The following is a 24711-nucleotide window of genomic DNA, read 5'->3' on the forward strand; positions in this document are numbered from 1 at the left end:
CCCGCGCCCGAACAGGATCTCGGGCGAGACCCGGCTGTCGGAGCAGCCGACCAGCACGCAGAACGGGGCTTGCCCGCGGGCGAGTTCGAGACGGCGTTCGCGTCCGTTCGCCGCCAGGGCGGGGGCCTCGTTCCTGAAGTTCTCGTTGCCCGCCTTCATGAGCTTGAGTGCTTCGGCCGGGGGCAGCGCGGTCTTGTCCACCGGGCCCGCGGCCTGCGCGACGGCGTTCGGCAGGGCCGTGGCGGCGAAGGCGCCCGCCGCCCCGAAGAGGAGGCGCCGGCGGCCGAGATGCGGCAGGCGAGTATTGGTGCAGCAGTCGCAACGGGTGTGCATGTGGTCTGATCCCCCTCGCATCCGACGAACTTCGCCGTCCACAAGCTTAGGCAGTGGCGTCTCCGGCGGCCAACACACATCCTCAGATCCCAGGAACACATCCGGCAGTTGGTCAGCGCTGATCAATCGAGCGACTGCGATGCGCGAGGCCGGGCGAGCTGTGATGATGCGGCTGCCCGGCACGCTGCTATGCTACTCGCCTTGATTGGAGTGAAGCCGGTTCGGCTCAAGGGAAGGGGCATCATGCTGGGATGGCTGCGCCGCTTCCTGACCGATAGCGAGGCGCTCGAACGCCGGCTCGCTGGCGATCTGCTCGCGAGGGAGGAGCGCCTATCGCGGCGCATGGCCGTCATTGAGCAGCGACTGGACGAGAACGAGCAGGTGCTTCGTCGAGTTGGCCACCAGATCGCGAGGATCGAAGGACGCAATTCGTTTCTGCGATCGAGCGTCACGGAGCCCATGGCGGGTGCGAGCGCCGACGGCGACAAGCCCAAGACGTGAATGCCTACCCCTAGGCCAAGAAGCTGCTGGCGGACAAGGCGACCACGCCGGGCCTTCGGCGCACGATGGTCATGACCGCCATCATCATGGGCTTTCCGGTCGAGGGATGAGCGGTTCCGTTCCTTGCCGACCGGTGCTCAGATCGGCCATTCGGATCCCGCCCACGATCATGGCAGATGCCTTGGTCGCATAGGGATAGGCCGATTGCTCGGAGAAGAGGCCATCCGTGGATGACACGACCCAGCGGAAGCATCCCGGGTATAAGGAACAGGGCACCGTCGCGAGCCTATAGGTGCGGGACAAGACGTCGGTCTCGTTCATCAGACAGAATGTTGCATGGTGGAAGGACTCCGACAGGAGCCCTTCCGACGCTGGCCGACAGCATCTCACATGCGGTTCATCATCCGCTTGCGCATCATGCGGCGGCGCATCATCCGCTTCTTCATCATCATCCGGTCGCCGTGCATCATGCGGACCTGCGTGACGCCCGACTGGCCGGTGTGAAGGCCGTTCACCGGCATCGGGGCTGCCGACACTGTGCCGACACCGAGAGCGAGGCTGCCGAGCAGGGTTGCAGCGGCGAGCGAGAAAGTCGTCTTCCTCATCATGGACTCCTGAGTTCGGCGGACGTGTCAGTCCGAAGCCAAAAAGGCTTGGGAACTCCCCGGCCGCGGCGCGGCGCCCATAACCGGGCGTCGGCTATCCCCTACGGTCCTCTTTAGGAGAGAGTTTCAGCAGCCAGCTCGATAAAGCGATGATCGTTTTCAATGTACAGGAACGGACAATCAGCTCAACAAAGAAAGTGCATCGTGAGATACGGTTCAGCTTGTCCGCAAGCTTGAGCGATCGGAGGCCTAATCCACGATTATAGCTGAAACTATCTAGCCGCTATCCCCGTATGTCAGCGGCGTGGTCAGGCCCGACGGCGCGTGCGTCGGAGCTGCCTGTGACCCGTATCCCCGTCTCGCTCCTGTCGGCCGGCCTTATGCTGGTTGCTATCTGTCCAGCTGATGCCGCAACCAGGAAGGTGCGAGTGCCGAACCGGTACGACGGTTCCTGGACCATCGTCGCTACTACGTCTGAGGGACCCTGTTCGGCCAGCACGAGCTATCGGGTGCAGATCAAGGACAGCGACGCCTCGATCCCTGGAGAGGAGATCGACATCGATGGCGGTGTGTCGGCCGGTGGCGCTGTGCAGGCCACGATTATCAAGGGTTCGAACAGAGTGCCGATTGCTGGCAGCCTGACTGCGAAGGGCAGCGGCAGCGGCACATGGCGCACGTCGGGCGGCTTGGTCGAGTGCAGCGGCAGCTGGAGTGCCAAGCGTGCAGGCTGATGAGCGACGATCCCGAAGCCGCTCACGAGCGCGCCTTCCCTATCTCAGTGAAGCGGCGAACCTTCGAGCCTCTGGACGTGCTCAGCCGCGCCTCGCCCGAGTTCCAGCAACAGCATGTCGATGAGAAGCCGGGTCATCGGAGTTCCGCTGCGCTGAAGTAGCTCACGCGCGTTCAGGCAGTGGGTTGCCGCCATCTCGATGAGGTGTTCCGGCCCGAGATCCTCCAGGGCGTCGTCCTGGTGCAAGTCCGTCACGTCGAGCCAGATACCCTGGCCGTGGACCGTGCCGTCAGGTCGCCTCGTCACCCGCCCGCGATCGAGCAGCCAGCGGACATCTTCATTCGGAGCGCGGACGCGATACTCGGCCAGGATCGTGCCGCACGTCCGTCCCATCTGCTCGATTTTCGGCATGACCCAGCCGTGGTCGTCGGGATGTAGCCGAACCAGGGCCGTGTCGAGATCAATGATCTGACCTGCCAAAGCCGGATCACCCGCCACGATCTTCGCGGATCCCTGGTCCAGAACGACCTGCCCGGTGGTGACGCTCCAGTCCCAGGTCCCAACAAAGCCCGCGGCATCGAGGGCGGGAGCGAGGGAGCGGGCGGACCGCTTCAGAGAGGGCATGGCAGGGGCTACTCGACGGTCGCTGTTGGACGGGGAAACAATCCGAGACACTGGAATTGGGGCAACTTTGCAACTTATGAATACAAAATTCTGTGTTGGAACCCAGCCATGCGCCTGCTGGTTGTGCACCCCGAAACAGCTACGGTAGGTTCTGTTCGTGCAGAGGACCGCCAGTCGCGCCATCGTATACAGCATGGACTAGGGTGCCGTGGACGGGACAGATCAGCAGCGCTTGAAGACCCGCGGCACGGTATTGCCGCGCATCGCACAGGTGTTTGGGATGTCTCCGGACGCGTTCCTTGAAGCTGTCATCGCCGGCAAGGACGCGCCCGCGCCTCTCACAGCCACGGTTCAGGCGAGCGCACTATTGAGCGACTTCATGCGCATCACTGATCCGGATGTTCGTGAGCGTTGCCTCGAATACGTCCGCGAGGCGGCCGCGCGTGAAGCGGGACGGGCAGCCTGAACGTCGCCGGGCTGCAAAGCGGCATGACCGTTGTCGATGACGTTCTGTTCGAAGCCGTTCTGGCGCTCCGCGCTTGTGGCTACACAGTCGAGCCCTGGAGCGCTGACTACCCGCTCTGGCTTGTCGATGGGGAGACGTTCACGGATGGGGCGGTCATAGTGCTTGCGCTGCGGCTCGGCCTGATGGAGGGCCCGGAGGTGTGACGCCGAGGCGCTGGCGACTATCGCTTCGGCATGGCACCTCGCTGGCATGACGAAGCCCAAGCCGCAGACCTGCGAGGTGAAGCTCGGAAGTGAGTGGTGCGCTGTCAGCCTCACCCAGGCAGCAACTGAGCACGTCATGGCCGTGAAGCGCTGCCCGGCCTGCCACGGGCAGGTGATGATCCTTGGCGCCTACGGCTCGCCCACCGTTCGTCGGACCGTGTCGCACCGGAGGGCCCATAGCGGCTGTCCGCTGAAGCCCGACACATACTCCGGCACGTCCTCACCGCACCCGCAGGCGCTCGCGTAGGCTGCCGCACTCTGGGCTGCTTCATCGGCCTCGCGCGAGTAGGTTCGACCACGCCGACACGATGATGGCATGGCGCGCGTCCGCCCGGACGGGCGAGAGTTGCGCGACCTGCCTGAGCACCGCCTGCATCATCTCAGAACCGCCTTTGTCAGCGAGCGCTTGGCCGTGCCGGCGGATCGAAGCGCGGTAGCCGGCAGCGTACGGGCCAGTCGGCGTGCGCTCGATCGCCAGGACCAGGGTCACGAGTGCGCCCACCGCAGCCTCGTCCACTGGACCTTCCCCGTTGAGATTTGGTGCCGGGCTCAGTCGCATCGTGGCTCCAGCGAGACGAGGGTTGGTCGATCCGTGGAACAGACGCAGGGTCTGTGCCGTCGTCATATGCCTGAACCTTGGAGGCCGGCTATGAGCCTTCCCGAAGCCAATCGCTTGATCTACGCCAGCCCGAATGGCGATTGCTGGCACCTGCTGTTCGACCCTACGACCGGGCACAGCTTCGTCCGGCACACCGGCAATGTCGCTTCAGGTGGCCACGTGACGGATTTCAGCCTCTCGACGTTCCTCGCCTCTGGCCGCAACGGGCCCGAGCATCAGGAGCTCTGGCGGCTAATCGGTACCCTCGTTGGCGAGAGCGGACCAAGGCAGCAGGTCAGCGACGTTGCATAGGCTGTACGGCCCCTCCGCCTGCTCTAATCACGGGCTGCCGCGGCTTGGCAGATGACAGCGCGCTCAGCGACGCCCGCCATCAGCTCCCGGCTTCATCGCCCGTTCGACGGCCTCCATGGTGCTCTCAAACGCCTTGGCCTCGCTGCGGTGGGGCCGGTCCGACCGCTCGGTCAGCTTGCCGCTCTTGCGGATCGCCCACTGGAAGTGACCCTCCGGCTTGGCGACAGGCGAGACCTCGATGGAGTAGGGGTGCGGGACAGGATCAGCCATCAGCACGCTATGCCAGGGCACATGCGACAACGCCACGGCCAACGCGGCGCCTTCGGTTTCCCAATAAGCCTGCTACGGCTCAGACCGCCTTCAGGTTGGCGGCGCTCTCCTTGCCGCTGCGCCGGTCGGCCTCGACGTCGTAGGAGACCTTCTGCCCTTCGTTCAGGCTACGCATGCCGGCGCGCTCGACAGCCGAGATATGGACGAACACGTCCCTGCCGCCGCCGTCATCGGGCTGAATGAAGCCGTAGCCCTTGGTCTCGTTGAACCACTTCACGGTGCCGGTAGCCATAGAGGTCTCCTAGTCGTGGGTCTCAGACCCCCTCGCCAACCTGGGCCAGCCGCTTCGCTCGCAGCTGTGCCGTTCGCTCTTCCAATGCCCGCTTCTCAGCGTCGAGGTCCTGCTGAACCTGATCCGCATTCGTCTGACGCGCTGCTTCTCTGGCCGTTCTCGTCACTACCGTCCGGACCCATAATGGTGGCGCGGACCTCTTGGGTGTGATTCACGGCTTCCGTGGGAGGAGCCGATGGATCAGTTCTGGCTGACGGACGAGCAGTTCGCGCGGATCGCGCCGCACTTGCCCACCGACACACGGGGCAAGGAGCGCGTAGACGACCGGCGGGTGATCAGCGGCATTGTCCATGTCCTTAAGTCCGGCGGGCGTTGGACGGACGCACCGCCCGAGGTCTACGGGCCGAAGAAGACCCTCTACAACCGCTTCGTGCGCTGGGCGGCCAAGGGGGTCTGGGTCGGCTTGTTCGAGACGCTGGCGCAAGCCGGCGGCCCGCCCTCCCAAGTGCTGATCGACTCCACCACCGTGAAGGCGCACCGCTGCGCCGCCGGGGGTAAAGGGGGGAGCAGAACCAAGCCATCGGCCGCTCGCGCGGCGGGCGCACGACCAAGATCCACGCCCTCACCGATCGCTTCTGCCGCCCGCTCGCCTTCCTGCTGACCGGCGGGCAGGCCGCCGACTGCAAGGCTGGCGCGCTGCTGCTCGAACGTCTGCCCGTCTGCCGCATCGTGCTGGCCGACAAGGGCTACGACACCGACGCCATCCGCCGGCAGATCGAGGCGGCCGGGGCCGCACCCAACATCCCACCCAAGATCAACCGGCGCTGGAAGCCCTGCTTCTCGCCCGTGCTGTATCGCGGCCGCAATGCCATCGAGCGCATGTTCGGGCGGCTCAAGGACTTTCGCCGCATCGCCACCCGCTACGACCGCTCGGCCACGAACTATCTCGCTGCCGTCTGCATCGCCGCCACCGTCAGCTACTGGTTATGAGTCCGGACGGTAGGTTGGCGCGATTGTTGGGTGACAGCTCGGTCATCGTTGGTGCCCTCGGCGTGGCATGAGAGGTAGGGCAGCGATCTGCAGTGTCAGAGTGACATAGTTCTCAGCGTCTCGAACACGAGGGGAGGGGCGACCTTCCTTAGCCGCACGCCCGGCCCCTCGCCGTTCACCTTGATGAAGATGGCGCCGAGGGCTTCAAGGATGGTCGGATCAAGCGACCTTGCGGCGGCCCTTCGGAGCGCTCTTAGCCATCGCGCCCGGACGGCCGAGACCAATCGCCTTGGCCAACACGGAGCGCTGCTCGGCGTAGCTCGGGGCGACCATCGGGTAGTCGGCGGGCAGGCCGTAGCGCTCACGATAGCTGCGCGGATCGAAGCCGCGACTGGTCAGGTGACGTTTTAGGGTCCTGTAGGTCTTGCCGTCGACAAAGCTCATGATGCCGTCAGGGCGGACAGATTTACGGATCTCAGCGGGCGTCGGCTTGGCCACATCGGCCTGCTGCGCTGCGCTGGCCTCGGCCGGCCGCGTACTGGAGACAAGGCGCGAGACCACGCCGTGCACCTGCTCGATCAGCACCGGCAGTTCAGCAGCCGGAACGGAATTATTTGCGACATAGGCGGCGACGATGTCGCCGGCCAACTGGGTGGATGAATTATGGGACATGGGTTGATCCGATCGAATTCGAGCGTTCCAAATGGGATAGCGACATACGCCTTCTTTGCATAAAAATCATATAAAGTAATCAATACTTGTTAATCTGCGAATGCCTCTCGTGCACAAATGATCAGCACTATTCCGGAGCAACCTTGGCATTGCGGTTGAAGGATATTGCTCTCGTCCAACGCGATTGTGGGAGTGGAATGGAGCTTGACTGAGCCTACCCTCGGCGTCTCTTCCACGAGGCGGGGGATGGGGTCAGTGCCGCACGGGCGGCGCGAAGATCGTCACGTTGCTATTGATTTGGTACGCGGCCGTCGGCTTCGTGTTGACGAACCGTAGATAGATCGGGCTCTCGCCAAGGATCGCGCCGAACGCGGGCGTCACCCTGAGGGGGAAGCAGCGCGACAAAGCAGCGGATGCTGCCTCCTCATAGCGCTGTCGCGCGCCACGGTCGCCGACGAGTTGGCGTGCGGTGGTAAGAGGCTTGCCGCGGATGGCACCCGTTTTGTCCAGACCGAACCGGTAGGCGATCAAGGAACCTTCAGTTCCGGGCGGGACCGTCCAACAGTCGGCCACGGCGCTACGGAACTCAGCCCAGTTGTTGACAGGCGCAGGCTGAGATCGCGCTGGCAAATCTGACAGAACGGTGACCGATGCTGCAAGGAGTAGCGTGGCAATTCGGTCTACCAAGGGCAGCTCCGCGACAATCGCTTCGTCTTCAAGGCTTCCTCTACGAGGCGGCGGTGGCTACCCCCCTTTTGCGGCGATGGTAGCCACCGCAATTCCAGCAACGAGTGCTGCGACGAGCACGGCACTTGGCGCGTTCTGGTGGCCGCTTGCCTTCAGCACAATGACCGACACGAACGCGACGACAAATCCGGCAAGCCCCATGGCAAGCCGTGGTCTGCTCACTTCAGATAGCCCTCCGCCTTCAGGTGCTCGGTGAGGCAAGTTGCGAGCGCTTACGCCCCTACCACGGTCGTGCACAATGGAAGTGCCCGCATGGGCTTCTCAGCTCAACGCCCGCAGCAATCTGCCGCCGAGTAGTCGCGAGCGCGCGAGGCCGCGCGAGCCGTGCAGATAGAACAATGCGGGCCCTTTTCGCGCCCACAGAACCGTCGGCAGACCGGATCGGTTGCCTGTCCGAGTGACCTATCTGTGAGCGAAGCTCGCGTCAGCAGCAGCGCAGGAAGGTCGATCCACACCCCATAGTAAAGGTGGACCGATGTCGAAGCTCTCCCGGCGTGAGATCGTGGCGGCTGCCACGGCCGGCGGCATGCTCACAGGCATGGCGCGCGGTGCGGCAGCCGGGCCCACTGTTCAGAGTTCAGGTAAGCAGCCCATCCGAGGTCAGGACGGCGCCGACATCATCGGGCCGACAAACCCATCGCGACAGGCGGAGGAGCCGTTCACGACGGCACCACCCAAGACCGATCACGGCACCATGCCGAACCTGAAATGGTCATTCACCGACAGCCACATGCGCTTGGAGGAAGGGGGCTGGGCGCGCCAGACCACTACGCGCGAGCTGCCGATTTCCACCGCCATGGCCGGGGTCAACATGCGCCTCAAGGCCGGCGTTGCCCGGGAGATGCACTGGCACAAGGAAGCCGAGTGGTCCTACATGCTGAAAGGCAAGGCGCGGATCACCGCTGTCGACCAGCAGGGTCGGACCTTCGTGGATGACGTCTCGGAGGGCGATATCTGGTACTTCCCGTCCGGTATCCCGCACTCGATCCAGGGCTTGGACAGCGACGTCGACGGCTGCGAGTTCCTCCTGGTCTTCGACGACGGGCACTTCTCCGAGGACTCGACCTTCCTGATCACCGATTGGCTGGCCCACACGCCGAAGGACGTTCTCGCCCAGAACTTCAACGTGCCCGAGAGCGCCTTGGAGCACCTGCCCAAGGAGGAACTCTACATCTTCCCCGCGCCCAAGCCCGGGCCGCTGGCCAATGACCGGATGGGCGGTGCCGGCCCGGTGACCGAGAGCTTCAGCTATCGCATGCTGGAGCAACCACCTATCCGAACGAAGGGCGGGACGGTGCGCATCACCGACTCCTCGATCTTCCCGGCGGCAAAGACATTGGCGGCAGCCCTGGTGGAACTCGAACCGGGCGGCTTGCGCGAGCTGCACTGGCACACGAACGGCGACGAGTGGCAGTACTACCTTGAGGGCCAGGGTCGGATGACTGTGTTCGGGTCGGAGTCGAAGGCGCGCACCTTCGATTTCCAGGCTGGCGATGTCGGCTACGTGCCCTTCGCCATGGGGCACTACATTCAGAACACCGGTTCGACGCCCCTGCGCTTCCTAGAGATGTTCCGCAGCCCGACATATGCGGACGTCTCACTCAACGAGTGGGTAAAACTGACGCCGCATGCCTTGGTGAGAGCGCACTTGAAGGTCGATGAGTCGCTTCTCGAAGGCTTGCCGGAAGGAAAGAAGCCTGTGCTGCCCGCCTGATCCACTGAGTTCTGTGATAGTAGGTAGCGCATGTCGGCCCAGCCTTTCCGCGAGCGGTCGTTCAATCCTGACATCGACTATGCGGGCCGGGAGGCCGGGCGGCAGGTGGCGCGGACATCCAACATCCGGGCTGCTCAGGGAGACGGGTGATGCAGGCGGTTGTGCGGCGAGGGCTCAGAGTGGGAGCTGCCGAAACCCCGCCTGCCGATGCATCGGGATACCAAGGCGACATGCCCATTCGTGCCGACAGAGACACTTGGATTGGGGTCGGACTCGCGCTCACCGCGGGGTTCGTGGACGCTGCCGCCTTCATCGCGCTGACTGGCCTCTTCACGGCCCACGTGACAGGCAACTTTGTTCTGATCGGTGCCGAGTTGGTCTCAACGTCGAGCGGCGTCCTCGCCAAGCTACTCGCCTTGCCGGTGTTCGTTCTGGCCGTCGCGCTGACGCGCCTGATTGCCATCGGCCTGGAACGAGGCGGCTCGGCACCGCTGCAGCCACTGCTGGCGATTGAGGCGGCGTTTCTGAGCGCCTTCGCACTGGCGGGCGTCGCCCTGTCGCCGCTCGGCTCACCGGACGGCGCCAGGGCGATCAGCGTCGGCATGCTCGGCGTCGCGGCAATGGGCATTCAAAACGGGATCGGCCGTGTGGTGATCGGGCATCTGGCCGCAACGACCGTAATGACGGTGAACGTCTCACAGGCCGTGATCGATTTGACTGACCGCCTCTGTGGAGTGGGAGACCGGGCGCAGATCCGCGCTCGGTTGCGGCGGACGCTCCCAGCCGTGCTGGCTTTCGCCACAGGCGCCCTGGCTGGAGCTTTCGCCGTCGCGGCGATGTCCTTCTGGTGCATGCTCATGCCAGCCTTCGTCCTGGTCGGACTGGTGATCATCTCTGGTCGAAATTTTAGCTCGTGAAGAGCCGCTCTGGATCGAGCTGCCGCCCATTGACTCCTTAAAGAACACAATCGGCGGGAAGCGGATCGTCACTCAGATGGGAAACAGAAGCTCGGTAGGCTCATGACAGACGTTACTGACGTCCGGATGGCGCCCATAACCGCCGTCCGTTTCTGGAGACCAGCGTGGCATGCCGTCCCCTTACTACTTCCTGAAGCACTTTGTGCCGTTCACTGGCTACCCCTACACGGGCGCGCCCGCCGCCTGTAATCTATGCGGCTGCTGTGACGCAGTTATCGTAGCTGAGACCGACCGTCGCTTGAAGACAATCAAGTCGATCGCCTGCACCCAATGCGGTCTGATCCGCACCGATCCGATGCCTACGCCGGACGAACTTGCCGAGTACTACACCACCTCCTACCGCGTCGATTACCAACTCGCCTTTGCCGGCGGCCCGCCGCGCCACCACCTCGTGCGCTCCGCCCGCGAGGCTGCCTTCCGAGCCGATTTACTCAAAGATAGGCTCGTGCCCGGCAAGGCGCTCCTCGATTTTGGCTCGGGCTCCGGCGAGTTCTTGGCTGAGGCGCGCAGGCGCGGGTGCGAGGTCATTGGCGTCGAGCCAGGACGCGACTACGCGGACCATGCCCGCAAGCGGTACGGCGTCGCGGTGCTGAACGATGCGGACGAAGACAGCTTCCCTGCGGGCGCCTTCGACGTAATCTCCACGCACCACGTGCTGGAGCATCTACGCGACCCCGCCGACGTGATGGAGCGCCTGTCGCGCTGGCTGAAGCCCGATGGCGTGCTCCATGCCGCAGTGCCGAACATGGCCGCCACCGGTAAGCCGCCGCACGAGCGCTTCCACTTTGCTCATGTCCACGGTTACGTACGCGAGACCTTTGATCTGCTCGCCCGCCGCGCCGGGCTCGTGCCGCACGAGGCCTATCCCCGCGAGGACACCACGGTCGTCTATCGCAAGACCGCTGCGCCAATGCCGCCTCTGGGCAATCCTGGCCTTGCCCAGCGACTTGTCACCGAGTTGAGGACGACGCGGCCTGCTGTCTATCTCGTCTCCGGTGCTTGGATCTGGCCGGCGATCCGTCGCAACGCCAAGGCCGTGCGCGACGGCTTGGCAAAGAGTTGAGCGTTATTTGCTGCCAACAGCGTCTGCTGCGCCTCGCCCGGCGCTGGCTCCGGGGCACGAGGCGATCGGCAACATGCTGATGGCCGAGGAGCCGGAGGCGGTCGCGCAGGTGCGGGCGACGTTGCAGAAGGCATCCTGCCGAAAGACCCGCTAGTGCACAGACGCCGACGAACGCACCACGGACCTGTCGGCTAACTGGTTCATCGTGCTACGAAAATTGCGCCGATGTGTGTACGTTTTGTCGGCGTCAGAGCACTAGTCTCGCGCGGGCTTCGGCTCTGGCTTGGCGGCCCGCGTCAGGCTCTGGATCGCCCGCGGCGGCCGACCTGCCTTCTGGGCGATCTCCGCCTCCTGCTGCTCGATGAACTGCCGCGCGGGCTCGTCGCCGTCTAAACCGCCTAGGATCTCCATCGGCACACGCCGGTTCGAGGCCCGGCTGCCATCCTCGAAGACGACGTCGAACAGAACGGTGCCCCGATCCTGCGGAAGTAGCTTGATGCGCTTGGCCATGCCGGGGGATACGCCAGCAAGCTCGGCAGTTCCAGATCGTTCGGCGGCCGACGTGTTGGCCGAGCCGTTGCCGGTGGCCGATATCCTACCCTGGCGCCGACGCGGCAACGTCATCTCGGAGGCTGGCACGATGCTCCTCGACCTGCTGGAGCGGGCCTGATGCCGACCGTACTTCCATTTGGCATACGTATCTAAGTATTTAGGATACCGGGATAAACTTGAGGCCACGCTCGGAATAGATCCTGCACGCGCTAGGCCACGCTCAGGATTGATGGAAGACTGTCCTCATCGCCCCGGCGCCACCGATAGCGCGTCGGGGCAGAGGATGAACTTATGGCTGCCGCTCGACGCTCTGTGAGATACGCTCGCATTTGGTGGCCAAAGTCAGTGCGTGAATTTCGGCTAAGACGGCGGCGCCCACCTGCGGATCGCATCGTTCGCTGGATTGGAGCCTGTGATCGGAGGCGCGCAGCTTCGGCTCAAAGCATGTCTGCCGAGCCTGCATCGGTGCCCTCGGCAGATCCGCCTGATAACGTCGTTATGCTGACATGGGCCCAAACCTACGGCCGTCCGACGCGGTGAGTCCGATAGGCAGCGCGACAATCAGGCTGTCTTCCGCCTGCTCTGGCGCTCAGACTGGCCGCCCGGGCGCCCGAGGCCGATAGCCTTAGCCAGCGCAGAGCGCTGTGCGGCGTAGCTCGGGGCGGTCATCGGGTAATCGGCGGGCAGGCCGTAGCGCTCACGGTAGCTGCGCGGATCGAGGCCGTGACTGCTCAGGTGCCGCTTGAGTGTCTTGTAGGCTTTACCATCGATGAAGCTAACGATGCCGTCGTCGCGGACCGACTTGCGGATCTGAGCGGGGGTAGGCTTCTCGACTTCAGCGGCCGAGGCAGTGGCGCCGGGAAGGCTGCCGGAGGTCAGTCCTGAGATGGCGCTGTGCACGCTCTGGATGAGGTTCGGAAGTTCAGAGACCGGGACGGAGTTGTTCGAGACGTAAGCGGCAACTATGTCACCGGCGATCTTGCTGTAATTCAAGGTATGATCAGCACTGTCTTCCGTCACTTCATCCCCCACGGTTCGATCGCTCGTGCGAATGCGTCGAAGCGGGCCTATACGTGAGGAAACACACGCCCAAGTCAAGGCGATTGCGTTTTGATTGCTATGTGACGGCGCGCTGAGTTGACGCTGATGCTCCGATTGTCGCTCCACATCGCTTTGCAGGCGGAAGCGCACGGCTCTTCCAATCATCAGCGCTTGAGCCGGGTCACCTGACCATAGATCTAGTCTTTAACATACATCAGCTATTTTACCTGACGCAGATTATGTTTTGCAGGCCGTGCGTGGTACCGCATCCCACCATGGTGCATCGAGAGACTTCGTGAAAATTGCCGTCCTCGCTCACCTGAAGCATCCGATCAGGCAGCCCTATGCCGGCGGCTTGGAGATGCACACGCACCTTCTGGTTCAAATCCTCAGGCGGCACGGTCATAACGTGACCTTGTATGCGAGCCACGGATCTGATCCGGATCTCAGACCGGTGATGCTCTGCGATCCCATCGGCGAAGGGTCTGATCAGCCTGAGCTTGAAGCCATTCACTCTCGCATCGAGCGGGACGCCTATGAGGCGATGATGAGAATGGTCGCTGCTGGCGGCTTTGATCTCGTCCACAACAACGCACTGCACGATCTGCCCCTACGCGAGAGCGTCTCTGTCGATCTGCCGTGGGTGACTGTGCTGCACCTTCACCCATTCGCGTCCTTCGCTGACGGCGTTGCCTCTGCGCGATCCGATATGACCTTCGTCGCGGTCTCGCCCTCCCTCGCGCAGGAATGGTCGGGCATCGTCCCGCACGTGGAGGTGGTCGGCAACGGCATCGATCTCTCGACCTTCGCCTACGGGCCGGTCCCGGACGAGCCCGCCTATGCCTTCTGGTCGGGGCGGATCGTCCCCGAGAAGGGCCTCCACCTCGCCATCGACGCCGCACGCATGGCGGGGCTTCCCCTTGTCTACGCGGGCCCGAAGCTCAATCCGGTTTATTGGGCGTCCGAGATCGTGCCGCGCTTCGGGCCGGACATCGTCCATTTGGGACACCTCTCGCACCGTGACCTCGCCCACCATCTCAGCCGAGCTCGCGTGGCCATCGTCTCGCCGTGCTGGGAGGAGCCCTTCGGCCTCGTTGCGGCGGAGGCGCTCGCCTGCGGCACGCCGGTGGCCGCCTTCCGGCGGGGCGCCATGCCCGACATCCTCGACGCGTCCTGCGGCCGCCTCGCGGTGCCAGATGCTGCCGCCGACCTCGCAGTCGCGATCGGCCAAGCAGCGACCCTGTCCCGTCGCGCTTGCCGCGACCGTGCCGAGGCGCTCTACGATGCTGAGGCGATGACCGAGCGCTATGTGAGGATCTATCGACGTGCCATGACCGAGCACGCGTCTCGCGTCGCTCATGCAATGAGGTACGAGGCCGCCGTTTTCGTTTAGGCGGTGACGTGGCAGGCCCGCCGATCTGAACCGCCTCCTGTCTAACCCATTGAAGACCGATAAACCTCAGCGTTGGATTGTTCGCTAGGGTCGTGAACGGGCCACGAGGCGAGCGGCGCTTTGAGCGGCTGCGGGAACGTCATCGCGGCGGCTGGCGTGGCGATCCTCGATATGGTGGCGAGGCAGGGCTGATGCTTTGGGTTATCCCGCCGTGCCGCTGCGGTCTCGTCCGTGCCGGTTCCGGTTGCCCCCGGCGCTGGCGCGGGCCCAGCTCACTGAAGCGATAACATCACCGTTGCAAGGTATGCTCGTCTCAGATGGGAAGTCCGGCCTACTGCTACGAGATTATCGGCTCAACGCGACGGGTCCTCCCATCTATCGGCAGCAACACGAAAGGCTTTTCTCGGTAGAACGTCTCAAGAGCGTCCGCCGTGTCATTCGAGCTTTCTATCGTAACCCTGTACTCTGTGCCTGCGGCACTCAACCAAGATCCGTGCTGCGGAACGTCGTGGCGGATCTGCCTAAGTAGGTCCTGCGCGGGCGCGAGGGTGAGCGCTTGCGGCGGAAGCGGCAGTTCGATCTTGCCCATAGAATGGCCCCCAGCGTTGACTTAACCGTGCTGCCCAGCCGACATGGACCGTTCCGGCTGCACCCGCCCTGGCGAGTCGCCGCCGCCATTCAGGAGACCGTCGCCGCGAGATAGACCCTGAAAAGCCAACAGCCCCTTCCCGGCAAGGAAGAGGCTGCTGAAAACCGAGGGCCTGTGAGGCCGGACTCATCTCCCCTCACAAGCCATAGCTCCCCCCCGGGAGTCAAGACGGAACCTGTTTCCGTCAACGGGAAGGCTTTGCCTGGACCCTAGCCGCGGCCCGTGAGGGACCGGGACCGATGTTTCACGCCACCATGCGGTCGGCGATCGAGGGCGCGCGGACACTCGCGCAGTTCGACGACCTGTCGCGCACCATCTGGCAGGCCCACGCCGCCGCGACCGTCACCGACTCAGAGGCGCAGGGTTTGGCCGAGGCGCTGCACACCCGCAGGAGCGCGATTAGGGAGGCCGTGGCGCCCGTCGGCATCCCGCTCGGCCGTGTGACGCTGTTCCCGGCAAGGCGCCTCCAGCGGGCTCCTGAGCGATCCGTAGCGATCGAGCGCCGTCGTCGGCTGGCCTGCTCCGGTCCGATGCCGCCCGCGCTGGCGAGCCGGTTCACCACCGGGCAACTCGCCGTCCTGCGGATCGTGGGAGAGGAGGTCGCCCAACATGGGGCCTGCGGGCTGCCTGTAGACGCCATTGCAGCTCGGGCGGGCGTGTGCCGGCGGCTGGCGCAAGGAGCGATCCGGCTGGCCGAGGGTGACGGCCTGCTGACCATCCAGGAACGTCGCCACCAGGGCCGGAAGTCGGACCCGAACGTGGTCCGGATCATCAGCCGGGAGTGGCTGCAATGGCTCCGGCGGGGAGGGCGATCCGCAGCTCCGGCACTCCTGGGCAGCATAGGGTGCAAAAACCTGCACCCCACGGATAAGGGAGATCCACAAAGGCAAGTTGTGGATACGGAACCAAAGAAAGGCTGCCGAGGGGCAGCGGTCGACCTCGACCGATCAGGCCGAACGAGAATTCGCGCGGGTGGTAGCGCGAGCCGAGCTATGCGGTGAGGGTCTGGGGCCGGACGGTATGGCGAACGCGAGAGCGCCCGGACGAGGAGGAAAACCGGAGTACTCCCCTGTTTGAGGGAGGACGCACCGACACTCGGTCCCGTATGGCTGACGCGGGATAGGCAAAGCCGGACGCAGCTGCGCCGAGCCGACAGGCGATCCAATGAGTTTGCTGCTGCCAGCGTTCGCGGCGCGCTATGCCTCCTTCGCGACTGCTGTCTCCATGACGCTGCTCGGCTCGTCCGAGAGGCCAGCCTTGGAGGTGGCACAAACCCGCACGATCTCCGCCTCTCCAGCGGCCGTGTGGGCTGTCATCGGCGAATTCTGCGACATCCGGCGTTGGCATGGGCAGGCACGGACGTGTCTCCTCTCCCATGATCAAGGTCAGACTGTCCGCAGTCTCGACGTACGCGGCATCGGCACTCTCGTTGAGGTTCAGCTCGATCGCGATGAGGACGCCATGATGTACAGCTACGCTTTGGTGCATAGCCCATGGCCAGTAAAACAGCACCACGCGACGCTCACCGTAGCCCCTGCAGGTGAGGGAACTGTCGTGGTGTGGCGGGCGTCGTTCCGCCTGGAAAACTCCCGCGATGAAGGTGCGGTATCGCGCATTGAAGACTTATTTCGAGGTGGCCTCGCCGATATTGCCCACGAGTTAGCCCGGTAAGAGGCGTCGAACTCTGGGCCAGTCCATCTACAAGGGCTTGGCTACGACGGGCGGAATGGCCAGCAGCAGTTTGACCAGATCCTTCTGCCGCTTAGCTCCCGTCTTGGCGAACAGGCTCTTGAGGTGGGTGCGCACTGTGGAAGGCGCGATGCCGTAGCGCTTGGCGATATCTGCGGGCGTTGCGTCGTCGGCCAGACCGAGTAGGACCCGCAGCTCGGCCCCGGTGAGGCTGTAGGCCCGCCCGAGCAGCTCGATGGCGTGCGGACCGCAGGGATTGTCCTGAACGAACAGGGCAACCCGTGCGGCACGCGGCGCGGTGCTGCGGCGGCGCTCACCGCAGAGCGGCAGAGCTGACACGACCGCGTTTCCGCCGCCGCGTCTTGCCAGCGTGACCGTTCCGCCCGCCGCTGCGGCAATCATGGCGCGGAAGACCGGCCACGCGGTGCGGTCCCACGGCTCGACGATCCCGACCCGGGAGAGCAGCAAATCCTCGCGCGCCAGCGCAGCCCGTCCGGCTGCATTGCTATGGACGAGACGGCCGTCTGCGCCGAGCACCAGCACGGCGGTCGTGAGCGCGTCCAGCGTAGCTGCGAGACTGTCGCGCTCAAGGGTCTTGTGATCGATCAGGTCGGCGATGGTGATCGCGCGCCGCACGTGCGGCGCCAGCAGGGCCATGCGGGCCTGTTCCTCGGCGTCGTAAGGGCCACCCTTCTCGCCGCGGGTGACGCCGATGAACGCCAAGCGTGCTTGGTTCTTGATGAGCGCGGTCAGCAGCACGTAGCGGAAGCCCTGGGGGACGGCCCACTCGCGGTAGATGCGGCTCTGCAGCAGCTCCTCCTCGGCAGCGAGTTCCTCGGACGTCGCCGGCTGATCAACCGGGCACAGGAGGAGGCTGTGGGCGAACACGTCGCAGCCTTGGTAACACTCGCGGTAGAGCGCTTGGTAATGATCGGTGATGCCGACGTGCACGAGCGTCCGTTCAGCGCCTGTGGCGAAATCCATGACGTTGAGCGTCCCAGCTATGCTGTTGAGGGCGGCTGCGATCTCCTCCAGCGTGCTCGGCCAGAGAGCCGGGTCAATGGCGCAGTCGTAGATCGACTCGATCAGGCGCGACAAGGCGAGCGCTTCCATGGCATCTGCCTATAATTTGCGCTGTTTAGCGGATAATCTCGATTACGAATGCAGCAATCGCTTATGCGAGTTTTCGCATAAGAATATGATTTCTCAATGAAAACAAGATGAAATCTGATTACGCATCCGATACCCCCTTTTTGGGGGAGGCGACGCTTCGCCAATGCTGCTCCACTGCAGGCCGGAGACTGATCATCGTAGCCCCCGGCTATGCAGCCTCGCTCTGGATCGGAGACACGCCATGCGGATCTCGACGCTCTTCATCGCCGGCTTCATCCTAGCGGCCACTGCCTTCGTGACAACGATGCTCGTCTCGCCGCCGACCAGCGAGGCATCAGTCGAAGCTCCTGCCCCAAAAACTGAAGCTGTCACCATCTGCGAGTTTCTACCGACAGGCGACATCGCCAACTGCACGATCCAGAATTGATCCTCCAGTTATCTTAGGAAACGACAAGTGTTCCGCGCTAGGCTGTGCGCTGCACGGCCCTGTTGCGACGACGCTTTCTCAGTCGCCGCCCGATCTCTAGCCTGAAGGAGGCTTGCATGCGTGTTGTCCTTCTCGCCGTTCTCCTGGTGGCAGGCTTGTCCCACTACGCATGGTTCGCTCGGACTATGGACGAAGCGGAGCTTGCCCAAGCGGAAGCAGCCGAAGTCGGCACGGTCGTTCCCATCGCCGTCTCAGATACCGACTGACATGCCAAATCATGACGGTTCAAAGGTCGCATTGGGACTCCCGCCGAAGGCTTCGTTGGTGCGCTCTCTAGCCCGAGCCTTCGATCAGCGGTTCATGGGCGGCCGGTACGAAGCGGTACTGCTGTGCGCAACTTTGACCTGTTTCGTCCTAGCCGGTCGCGCGGGTGTTCCAAGCGCAACCGTGATGATGGCCATCACCGCCGCAGCAGCTCTCTCTAGCATCGGCGGCTTCGCCTTTTCGGCCATCTGCGGCGCAGTGCTGTTCCACCTCGCCATCGACCCTATTCAAGCGGTCGAGATCATGATGCTGTGCAGCGTTGCCAATCAGACCGCCATGGTCTGGGCCCTGCGCCAAGTCATTGACTGGTGCGGGCTAGCCGTTTTCCTAATAGGCGGCGCTTTTGGTCTGCCCCTTGGGATCTGGCTGCTTTTGCACGCCGACCGAGGTCTCTACACGCACGCGCTCGGCGCCTTCCTGCTTCTCTACGGGGCGTACATGCTCCTGCGGCGACCTCTTGTCATGCGATGGCATCACCCATCGATCGACATCGGGGTCGGCATCGTGGGCGGCATCACGGGCGGCGCGGTCGGCTTTCCTGGCGCCTTCGTGACGATCTGGTGCTCCATGAAGGGCTGGGACAAGGATCGACAGCGCGCTCTGTTCCAGCCGTTCATCCTAATCATGCAGGTCGCAGCGCTGCTGACGCTCAGCCTCGTCCACGGCACGCATTCAGGTCACGGCGTCGACCTGGGCGACCTACTCTGCGTGCCGGGCTCCTTGCTTGGCACGGCCGCTGGCCTGCTCTGCTACCGCGCCCTGTCAGACGTGCACTTCGCGCGGGCGATCAACCTGCTCCTGATCATCTCGGGGGCGAGCTACCTGCTGTAGCCGCCGATGCCGCTAAAATCGCCATCGTGCATGCCCATAGCTATGCCGACGTCAGTCGTCCCGTTCGATCGTCAGGCATACTGGCTGAGCCAGCCGCGTAGGCCCGTGGTTGCTTGATCTTGTCCGAATGGCCGAGATCCCCGGGTAACCCTGGGAGCGCCTCATGCAAAACATCGATCCGCTGATCGCGGTGGGCGTGGTCGCCGCCACCGCGGTCACCGATGCGGCCTACGTCTTCTTCAACGCCGCCGTGACCGCCCGCAGGCGCATTCCGGCTGCGAACTGGTCGGCATGCTGGTACCTGCTCTCCGCGTTCGCCGTGATCAGCTACACCGAGAATGCGGTCTACGTGGCCTTTGCCGCGATCGGCTCCTGGCTGGGTGCCTACGCGTCTGTCACGTGGCTCGTGCGGCCCGCGCCGCCGCGGCAGTAGCCTGCCCGCTGACGAGGCTACTCGACCGCCGTACGCGCGGCCCTGGTGGATCGCGTGGAGCAGCTGGAAGCCGAGCCCGCTGTCAGGCAACCGCCTGGGGGTGGGGTGATGGGGTGCCTGAGTACGTCCCGGGCTTAAGTGGACACCCGGTATGTGATCTGCGGTGTTGCAGCTTTAGCCTCCCCCCGCCGATGTAAGTCCCGGCGAAGATGACTTGGCCGTGACAGGCCGGGCAACGCTTCTGGGCCATCAGGTGCCGACTGCGCACCTCAGCGACGGTGGCGAGGTGCCAAACCTCATCCACCTTTACTTCGCACGTCAGCTGGCTGGGTGTTCGCATGCTCGTTCAGTGTGCCGTGGCTGCGTCGACCCGCGAGCGCGCGTACAGGCTGGCGCCGATCGCGGCGCCGGCCGCCCGAACGAGGCTTGCCTCCGCGCAGGTGGACGCCACCCGCAGGCAGAGGGGCTGCAACCGCTCTGTCTCGGCACAGTAGGCGGCCAGCCGTGCGCGCCCGTGCTCAGGTATGGCGGACAGCAAGCGGTCACGCTCGCCATCGTCCGCACGGTAGAGCGACGAAATCAGCTCGATCGGCACCGGGTACCGCGCCAGAAATGCCGCCGTCGGTCGGGGTGACGCTGCCATGAGGTCCTCGCCGCTTCGCTGCTGCAGCAAGGGTCGTCCGACATGGTTAACGCCGCGTTGCCGCGCTGTGCAGGATGGCATCGCGCAGGCCGCCGTGGCGCACAGGACGTTGGTCAGCTCGACGTGCAGGTCCGCGGCGTGCCGAGCCTGCTACTCAATCCTCCTGCGCCGCGCTTGCAGCGGTCCAAACGCTCGGACGGCGAACTGGTGCGAAGCTCGTGGCGCGCCTGCTCAAGGTACTCCTGGCGCTCAAGCTCCGTCAGGCAGGCGACGTTGTGGCCGTGGCGGGCCTCCCGTTCAGTAAAGCCTGTATCCCAAGCGCGATCATCATGGTTCTTCTCGATGAAGGTGCGCTTGGCGCGTGCCAGCACGTCGTCTTCGATCGGCTCGCCCATGGCTCAGCTCCCGTCCAGCTGGAAGCCTACAGGAATGGCGCGGCCCGTGCGAACCAGTATCTGCGGTGCGCACGGGCGCCTTGATGGGCTCCTTGCCCTGGGCCAGCTGCTAGTCGAGGCTGCGCCGCACGATGCCCGGCGACACCGCCTTGGCGTTGCGGATCTGCCGGCCTCGTGGATCGCCTTGTACGACAGTCCGAGGTCAGCAACGGCCGGGGCATCCTTCCGCTCGGGAAGGTTGCTTACCCGGTTGCCACCGCGGGTCTGGACCGCGCCCTGCTCCTGCGCCGCGTCGTACTCGTCGGCCAGCGGGCGCTTGGCCTGCGCCTCGATCTCCAGAGCGTCGGCCTGGGCACCGTGAGTGGCCGGTCTCAGGCCGGGTCAGGTTGCCCAACAAGATATCTTAGGGGGAAGAGAAGTACATTCTCGCCCAAGGATTGCTCCTCAGGTGAGAGCAACTCCGGCATCCCAGCCTGGACACCATGATCTCGGGAATGCATCGTAACGATGCGCTGCTTTAGGCGATCTCCGTATCCACGCCGTGAAAGCCATGCTGGAAGCTTTTTAGCCATAAGCATCTTAAGCTCTCCTCTAATTAATGGCGTATCGTATTACTATCATTATTTAGCTGCGCTGGAACTATGAATGCGCCAAGCGCTAGATCGGCATGTTCCACCCTCCGATATTGCTCAAGCGAGGATGCGGAAACTACATGGGATTTTTTGGCGCAAAACTCATTTTAGTGTTCTCAGATAACTTAAGTTACAATTTGTAATTTGTGTAAAAGCGCACCATAATGCGCATCGATATTGTCGGCATTCGGGGCTGATGAAGCTTGATCAATGAGCATCGCTTCCGATGCTCAACCGGCTCTGGCGCTGAACCACAGGATAGCTCTCCACAGCCGACGTGGATCAGCTGCTGTACGGTGCAGGATATGTCGCGAGGAGCGAGCCATGGAAAAGGATTTTGAGGCGCGATATCCTAACTACCTGCAGCTGACGGCTTATCTTGTCGGCGCTTATGTTAAAAACAACCACGTGCAGTCTGTGGAAGTACCTAAGTTACTGAACGCCGTGTACGCCGCTATACGGGCGAAGGCGCAGGGTGATACGTCGCCAGCCGCAGGTTTCTCTGCCGCAAAGCCTTCTAAAACAGAGGTTGAGCGCTCCGTCAGCCGTGACGCACTGATCAGCTTTGAGGACGGGAAGAGCTACAAGACCCTGAAGCGGCACCTCACGACGCGCGGGCTGACACCTGAGCACTACCGCGAGAAATGGGGGCTGCCGAGGGACTATCCGATGGTGGCGCCGGATTACACCGAGCGGAGGTCTGCTTTGGCAAAAGCAATCGGACTTGGACGGCCGGCACAGAGCGCTGCTCGCGGGGCTAGCCCGACGGTGGGTAAAGGTCCGAAGCGCGGTGGCCGCAAGAAGGCGGCTTGAACCCGCTCAGCGCCGCAGCAAATCGGCCCGCTCGGCCGCCAGGGTCGAGGCTCGGGCTACCGCCGTCAGGCAGCGGTGGCCGCAATCATGACCAACCCGGCAAACGGCAGTGCGAAGGATAGCACGGTGAGCGTATCGATCGGGGTGCGCTGCCCAGCAAGGTGCCAGCGGTGTGCGTCGAAGTTGGCGGTCGCCCAGCCCGCTAACATGAGACCGCACCCCAACATTGTCGCCTGCACAGTGTCCATGGCGACCCTCTGTCGTTCGCATGGGTAGTTAGTGCACAACCGACCAAGGTCCATTCGGTTCGATGTGACGTCAGCGGATGGCAGCGGCGCAGGCTAAGAACACAAGGCCTGCGCCCGCGGCTGTGATGCAGCTGGTCGTCAGGGACGCGGCGGCGGCATTGCGCAGGCGGAAATCAGCGGTCAACGAGATCAGTATCCCGGCTACGAACAGGCCGCTGAGGATCAGGTCACTTCCGGCCATGGCTTCACCGTGATCAGCCCACAGCCTCCTGGCGCGGGTCTCTTCACATGGACTAATAAGCCGAAATGGATTTCGTGCCCTGCGGCATCTCCACTTGGAAGATGTGGCTGCGCGCGGCGCATCCTGCCTACTTCACCGCGCCGGTCGTCTGTACGACCTCCGCGGTCGGCAGTGAGGCCATGTTCACCGTGGCCTGCTGCAGCTGCTGACGAACTATACCGTCAGCCAACGCCAAAAGACCGACGAGCAGCAGTCCGATGAAGGCGCCACGGACCAGGATAAAGCGGTTGAGCATGGGGAGCGCCTCAAGGAGACGCCTGCACAGTAGCTGAGCCTTAGGACGCCGGCTGCCGCGGTGAAAGCACAGCCCCACAGAATGCGAACAGCCTCGGCTCAGCGGCTGGGCGTTGTGTTACTCGCAGATCCGAACGCGGCGCATGCGCTGGCAGTTAGGCGTAGGGACCGCCGAACAGGTCGCGGAGTGCCTTCCGCCGGAACAGCGTCCGCCAGCGCCGCCTCTGATGCTCCGGCCGGTCGTGGATCATGTGGCAGCGCTGGCAAAAGGCCGCGAGGTTGCCATCCGCGTTGTTCGAGGTGTCGTGATCCCGATGGGCTGCCGCTAGAACGACCCGGGTCCTGGCGACACGGCCGAGGACGTCGCTCTCCAGCCCTAGCCGGATCCGCCTGCCCCATCCGTCACGCCACCGGCCGACGTCAGCATCCCACCAGCGGCCGTCGCCGAGGTGGTGGACATCTGCCCGTGCGGTCGCCCGCAACCTTCGCAACGGCCCTTGGCGCGGCCGAACTGGATCACGGCCGAGAGCTGCGCCCAGTCGATGGGGTAGAAGAAGCGGTGCTCGGGCCGGATCGGCATGGAGCCGCACTGTGCCACCGGCCGTGGGGAAAGCGTAGCAATAAGCGGGACTGAGCTATGCACCGAGGATCCGCCAGCGAACGATTTGTATAACGCCAAGCTGAAACGCGGGACGCTCTTGGCGATTGTTGATCTATGTCAGCTTCCCGTCCCCTGGCCGTCCTCGCCGAAAATGAAGCCCTGATCCGCATGGCGGCAGCGGCTATGCTCAACGCGCTCGGCTTCGAGGTGCTGGAGGCCGAGCATGCCCACGGCGCGCTTCAACATCTGGAAGCGAACAGCGGCGTCGTCCTCCTCTACACCGACCTGAACATGCCCGGGCCGATGGACGGCTGCGACCTTGCTCATGCGGTGATCACCCGCTGGCCAGAGACGAAGATCATTGTATGCTCGGGCTGCCTACGCGAGGAAGCCGAGCGGCTTCCCAGCTGCGCCCACTTCATCGGGAAACCGTGTGCCGAGACGGTGGTGCGCAAGGCGCTGAAGGTGCTGCAATTGCACTGAGCGACCGCGATGGGTGCGGGAACAAGCCGCCGAACAGGATGCTTCACCGAACCGACTTGCGATCGTTCCGTTGAAGCTCCATGCCGGCGTCAACGGAGTACCTTGCCGAAAGCGTCACCAGCGACACGAGGGGTAGGATGCCGGCCCAATCCTACACCGTGTTTGGCCGCCGTTTCGAGCCCGCGATCCGTTGCGCCATCGGACAGAGCAGGCCGATCCCGTCGTTCATTCAAGCCGCTGACTGGGAGTTCGTTGGGACCGTGCGCCCTTCAGAGCCGCCGCCTGTCGGCTTCCGCCATGCGAGAGCTGAGGACGCGATGCGGTTCGTGGGCTACTTCGTGTTCCACTCTGAAGGCACAGCATGACAGCGGACGTCGACGGGATCAGGTTCGTCCACACGATCCGCCAGAAATTGGACGCCGAGGGGAAGCCGCTGCCCATTTGGTCCTGGCGCTTGCAGCAGGGTAGCGTCACCGTGGCCTTTGGCGAGCGCGGCAGTGAGCAACAGGCGATGTCGGCCGCTCAAGCTGCGAAACGAAATTTTGGAGCTAGCTTGGACGCGGCCCGATCGTAACTCACACGATCCACGCCGTCCCATGATGCTAAGGCTCCATTTACCAGCCCAGCGTCGACATGTTCCTAGCGATCGGCCGGGGGTCGAGCGCCGGAAGAGCAGCACCGGGGCTTACTCCCCCCGTAGCCTCGGTGCGGCCTCACCGGCGCAGTCGCGCTGAGCACGGCTACCTCGATGC

Annotated in this window: 35 protein-coding genes and 1 pseudogene; 18 read left to right on the forward strand and 18 right to left on the reverse strand. The window is 63.9% G+C overall.

What is annotated here, in order from left to right; all coding sequences use genetic code 11:
• Positions 1-333, reverse strand: a 333-nt coding sequence (locus MFF58_RS28755) for a carbonic anhydrase (RefSeq protein ID WP_505744323.1), incomplete at its 3' end; no start/stop codon positions are given.
• 243 nt (positions 334-576) lie between these two features.
• On the opposite strand from MFF58_RS28755, the gene MFF58_RS28760 reads away from it, so the two are divergent.
• Complete coding sequence (locus MFF58_RS28760; protein ID WP_238293296.1) at positions 577-834, forward strand: hypothetical protein; 258 nt, start codon at positions 577-579, stop codon at positions 832-834.
• 386 nt (positions 835-1220) lie between these two features.
• Here MFF58_RS28760 and MFF58_RS28765 read toward each other — a convergent pair whose 3' ends face one another.
• The gene (locus MFF58_RS28765) at positions 1221-1439 is read right to left on the reverse strand and encodes a hypothetical protein (protein ID WP_238293298.1); all 219 of its coding nucleotides are present in this window, start codon (positions 1437-1439) and stop codon (positions 1221-1223) included.
• A gap of 509 nt (positions 1440-1948) precedes the next feature.
• Between MFF58_RS28765 and MFF58_RS28770 the strand changes: the two genes are divergently transcribed.
• Positions 1949-2170: a hypothetical protein gene (locus MFF58_RS28770; protein WP_238293300.1), complete on the forward strand. Its 222-nt coding sequence runs from the start codon at positions 1949-1951 to the stop codon at positions 2168-2170.
• 44 nt (positions 2171-2214) lie between these two features.
• On the opposite strand, the gene MFF58_RS28775 is transcribed toward MFF58_RS28770, so the two are convergent.
• Positions 2215-2793: a PAS domain-containing protein gene (locus MFF58_RS28775; protein WP_238293301.1), complete on the reverse strand. Its 579-nt coding sequence runs from the start codon at positions 2791-2793 to the stop codon at positions 2215-2217.
• A 208-nt stretch (positions 2794-3001) separates the two neighbouring features.
• Between MFF58_RS28775 and MFF58_RS28780 the strand changes: the two genes are divergently transcribed.
• The 3 genes from MFF58_RS28780 to MFF58_RS28790 are packed head-to-tail and all read left to right on the forward strand — an operon-like array spanning position 3002 to position 3769.
• Complete coding sequence (locus MFF58_RS28780) at positions 3002-3259, forward strand: hypothetical protein (protein WP_238293303.1); 258 nt, start codon at positions 3002-3004, stop codon at positions 3257-3259.
• A 23-nt stretch (positions 3260-3282) separates the two neighbouring features.
• Complete coding sequence (locus MFF58_RS28785; protein WP_238293305.1) at positions 3283-3462, forward strand: hypothetical protein; 180 nt, start codon at positions 3283-3285, stop codon at positions 3460-3462.
• A gap of 46 nt (positions 3463-3508) precedes the next feature.
• Positions 3509-3769, forward strand: a complete 261-nt coding sequence (locus MFF58_RS28790; RefSeq protein WP_238293307.1) for a hypothetical protein — start codon at positions 3509-3511, stop codon at positions 3767-3769.
• Positions 3770-3790: 21 nt separating this feature from the next.
• Here MFF58_RS28790 and MFF58_RS28795 read toward each other — a convergent pair whose 3' ends face one another.
• The gene (locus MFF58_RS28795; RefSeq protein WP_238293309.1) at positions 3791-4039 is read right to left on the reverse strand and encodes a hypothetical protein; all 249 of its coding nucleotides are present in this window, start codon (positions 4037-4039) and stop codon (positions 3791-3793) included.
• A 132-nt stretch (positions 4040-4171) separates the two neighbouring features.
• On the opposite strand from MFF58_RS28795, the gene MFF58_RS28800 reads away from it, so the two are divergent.
• Positions 4172-4432, forward strand: coding sequence for a hypothetical protein (locus tag MFF58_RS28800; protein WP_238293312.1), 261 nt, complete (start codon positions 4172-4174; stop codon positions 4430-4432).
• A gap of 63 nt (positions 4433-4495) precedes the next feature.
• Here the strand turns inward: MFF58_RS28800 and MFF58_RS28805 are convergent, their stop codons facing one another.
• Together MFF58_RS28805 and MFF58_RS28810 are read right to left on the reverse strand one after the other, a co-directional pair.
• Positions 4496-4702: a hypothetical protein gene (locus MFF58_RS28805; RefSeq protein ID WP_238292296.1), complete on the reverse strand. Its 207-nt coding sequence runs from the start codon at positions 4700-4702 to the stop codon at positions 4496-4498.
• 79 nt (positions 4703-4781) lie between these two features.
• Positions 4782-4994 carry a cold-shock protein gene (locus MFF58_RS28810; RefSeq protein ID WP_238292294.1) on the reverse strand — a complete coding sequence of 71 codons (213 nt, stop codon included), beginning with the start codon at positions 4992-4994 and terminating at the stop codon, positions 4782-4784.
• Positions 4995-5229: 235 nt separating this feature from the next.
• Here MFF58_RS28810 and MFF58_RS28815 point away from each other — a divergent pair.
• A protein-coding gene (locus MFF58_RS28815; RefSeq protein ID WP_238293314.1) for an IS5 family transposase occupies positions 5230-5984 on the forward strand; the annotation gives its coding sequence in 2 pieces (ribosomal slippage) (positions 5230-5560 and positions 5560-5984; 756 coding nt in all).
• Positions 5985-6203: 219 nt separating this feature from the next.
• Here MFF58_RS28815 and MFF58_RS28820 read toward each other — a convergent pair.
• Positions 6204-6656 carry a Ros/MucR family transcriptional regulator gene (locus MFF58_RS28820; RefSeq protein WP_238293318.1) on the reverse strand — a complete coding sequence of 151 codons (453 nt, stop codon included), beginning with the start codon at positions 6654-6656 and terminating at the stop codon, positions 6204-6206.
• A 252-nt stretch (positions 6657-6908) separates the two neighbouring features.
• The gene (locus MFF58_RS32785; protein WP_505744324.1) at positions 6909-7343 is read right to left on the reverse strand and encodes a UCP034077 family protein; all 435 of its coding nucleotides are present in this window, start codon (positions 7341-7343) and stop codon (positions 6909-6911) included.
• Positions 7344-7878: 535 nt separating this feature from the next.
• On the opposite strand from MFF58_RS32785, the gene MFF58_RS28830 reads away from it, so the two are divergent.
• The 3 genes from MFF58_RS28830 to MFF58_RS28840 all read left to right on the forward strand — a co-directional run bounded on the left by MFF58_RS28830 (position 7879) and on the right by MFF58_RS28840 (position 11157).
• Positions 7879-9117, forward strand: a complete 1239-nt coding sequence (locus MFF58_RS28830; RefSeq protein WP_238293322.1) for an oxalate decarboxylase family bicupin — start codon at positions 7879-7881, stop codon at positions 9115-9117.
• A gap of 230 nt (positions 9118-9347) precedes the next feature.
• A complete protein-coding gene (locus tag MFF58_RS28835; RefSeq protein WP_238293324.1) occupies positions 9348-10034 on the forward strand; it encodes a YoaK family protein in 687 nt (228 codons plus the stop codon).
• A gap of 298 nt (positions 10035-10332) precedes the next feature.
• A complete protein-coding gene (locus MFF58_RS28840) occupies positions 10333-11157 on the forward strand; it encodes a class I SAM-dependent methyltransferase (protein WP_238293326.1) in 825 nt (274 codons plus the stop codon).
• Positions 11158-11412: 255 nt separating this feature from the next.
• On the opposite strand, the gene MFF58_RS28845 is transcribed toward MFF58_RS28840, so the two are convergent.
• Positions 11413-11667 (reverse strand): hypothetical protein, encoded by a 255-nt coding sequence (locus MFF58_RS28845; protein WP_238293328.1) that lies wholly within the window; start codon positions 11665-11667, stop codon positions 11413-11415.
• A gap of 603 nt (positions 11668-12270) precedes the next feature.
• Complete coding sequence (locus MFF58_RS28850) at positions 12271-12729, reverse strand: Ros/MucR family transcriptional regulator (protein WP_238293356.1); 459 nt, start codon at positions 12727-12729, stop codon at positions 12271-12273.
• 316 nt (positions 12730-13045) lie between these two features.
• Between MFF58_RS28850 and MFF58_RS28855 the strand changes: the two genes are divergently transcribed.
• From MFF58_RS28855 to MFF58_RS28865, 3 genes are all read left to right on the forward strand, one after another.
• The gene (locus MFF58_RS28855) at positions 13046-14143 is read left to right on the forward strand and encodes a glycosyltransferase family 4 protein (RefSeq protein WP_238293358.1); all 1098 of its coding nucleotides are present in this window, start codon (positions 13046-13048) and stop codon (positions 14141-14143) included.
• An 888-nt stretch (positions 14144-15031) separates the two neighbouring features.
• Entirely contained in the window at positions 15032-15793 is a 762-nt protein-coding gene (locus MFF58_RS28860; protein ID WP_238293330.1) for a hypothetical protein, read from the forward strand.
• A gap of 163 nt (positions 15794-15956) precedes the next feature.
• Positions 15957-16463 (forward strand): SRPBCC family protein, encoded by a 507-nt coding sequence (locus MFF58_RS28865; RefSeq protein ID WP_238293332.1) that lies wholly within the window; start codon positions 15957-15959, stop codon positions 16461-16463.
• Positions 16464-16490: 27 nt separating this feature from the next.
• Here MFF58_RS28865 and MFF58_RS28870 read toward each other — a convergent pair whose 3' ends face one another.
• A complete protein-coding gene (locus MFF58_RS28870; protein ID WP_238293333.1) occupies positions 16491-17594 on the reverse strand; it encodes a helix-turn-helix transcriptional regulator in 1104 nt (367 codons plus the stop codon).
• Between the two features lie 241 nt (positions 17595-17835).
• On the opposite strand from MFF58_RS28870, the gene MFF58_RS28875 reads away from it, so the two are divergent.
• The 3 genes from MFF58_RS28875 (at position 17836) to MFF58_RS28885 (ending at position 19609) form a co-directional block, all read left to right on the forward strand.
• Positions 17836-18021 carry a hypothetical protein gene (locus MFF58_RS28875; protein WP_238293335.1) on the forward strand — a complete coding sequence of 62 codons (186 nt, stop codon included), beginning with the start codon at positions 17836-17838 and terminating at the stop codon, positions 18019-18021.
• Between the two features lie 450 nt (positions 18022-18471).
• Complete coding sequence (locus MFF58_RS28880; RefSeq protein WP_238293337.1) at positions 18472-19176, forward strand: sulfite exporter TauE/SafE family protein; 705 nt, start codon at positions 18472-18474, stop codon at positions 19174-19176.
• Positions 19177-19339: 163 nt separating this feature from the next.
• Entirely contained in the window at positions 19340-19609 is a 270-nt protein-coding gene (locus MFF58_RS28885) for a hypothetical protein (protein ID WP_238293340.1), read from the forward strand.
• An 82-nt stretch (positions 19610-19691) separates the two neighbouring features.
• On the opposite strand, the gene MFF58_RS32790 is transcribed toward MFF58_RS28885, so the two are convergent.
• The 3 genes from MFF58_RS32790 to MFF58_RS28895 all read right to left on the reverse strand — a co-directional run bounded on the left by MFF58_RS32790 (position 19692) and on the right by MFF58_RS28895 (position 20647).
• Complete coding sequence (locus MFF58_RS32790; RefSeq protein WP_505744325.1) at positions 19692-19949, reverse strand: hypothetical protein; 258 nt, start codon at positions 19947-19949, stop codon at positions 19692-19694.
• A gap of 6 nt (positions 19950-19955) precedes the next feature.
• Positions 19956-20282, reverse strand: a complete 327-nt coding sequence (locus MFF58_RS28890) for a hypothetical protein (protein WP_238293341.1) — start codon at positions 20280-20282, stop codon at positions 19956-19958.
• Positions 20283-20365: 83 nt separating this feature from the next.
• A complete protein-coding gene (locus MFF58_RS28895; RefSeq protein ID WP_238293343.1) occupies positions 20366-20647 on the reverse strand; it encodes a hypothetical protein in 282 nt (93 codons plus the stop codon).
• A gap of 956 nt (positions 20648-21603) precedes the next feature.
• On the opposite strand from MFF58_RS28895, the gene MFF58_RS28900 reads away from it, so the two are divergent.
• The gene (locus MFF58_RS28900) at positions 21604-22092 is read left to right on the forward strand and encodes a Ros/MucR family transcriptional regulator (RefSeq protein ID WP_238293345.1); all 489 of its coding nucleotides are present in this window, start codon (positions 21604-21606) and stop codon (positions 22090-22092) included.
• A gap of 65 nt (positions 22093-22157) precedes the next feature.
• On the opposite strand, the gene MFF58_RS28905 is transcribed toward MFF58_RS28900, so the two are convergent.
• The 4 genes and pseudogenes from MFF58_RS28905 to MFF58_RS28920 form a co-directional block, all read right to left on the reverse strand.
• Positions 22158-22340 (reverse strand): hypothetical protein, encoded by a 183-nt coding sequence (locus MFF58_RS28905; protein ID WP_238293347.1) that lies wholly within the window; start codon positions 22338-22340, stop codon positions 22158-22160.
• A gap of 70 nt (positions 22341-22410) precedes the next feature.
• The gene (locus MFF58_RS28910; RefSeq protein WP_238293349.1) at positions 22411-22581 is read right to left on the reverse strand and encodes a hypothetical protein; all 171 of its coding nucleotides are present in this window, start codon (positions 22579-22581) and stop codon (positions 22411-22413) included.
• 127 nt (positions 22582-22708) lie between these two features.
• Positions 22709-22876 (reverse strand): hypothetical protein, encoded by a 168-nt coding sequence (locus MFF58_RS28915; RefSeq protein ID WP_238293351.1) that lies wholly within the window; start codon positions 22874-22876, stop codon positions 22709-22711.
• Positions 22877-23030: 154 nt separating this feature from the next.
• Positions 23031-23455: pseudogene (locus tag MFF58_RS28920) on the reverse strand (hypothetical protein).
• 135 nt (positions 23456-23590) lie between these two features.
• Here MFF58_RS28920 and MFF58_RS28925 point away from each other — a divergent pair.
• Complete coding sequence (locus MFF58_RS28925; protein ID WP_238293353.1) at positions 23591-23959, forward strand: response regulator; 369 nt, start codon at positions 23591-23593, stop codon at positions 23957-23959.
• The last annotated feature ends 752 nt before the right edge of the window (positions 23960-24711 follow it).

It is taken from the genome of Methylobacterium longum, assembly GCF_022179385.1.
In the GTDB taxonomy this organism is placed as follows: Bacteria; Pseudomonadota; Alphaproteobacteria; order Rhizobiales; family Beijerinckiaceae; genus Methylobacterium; species Methylobacterium longum.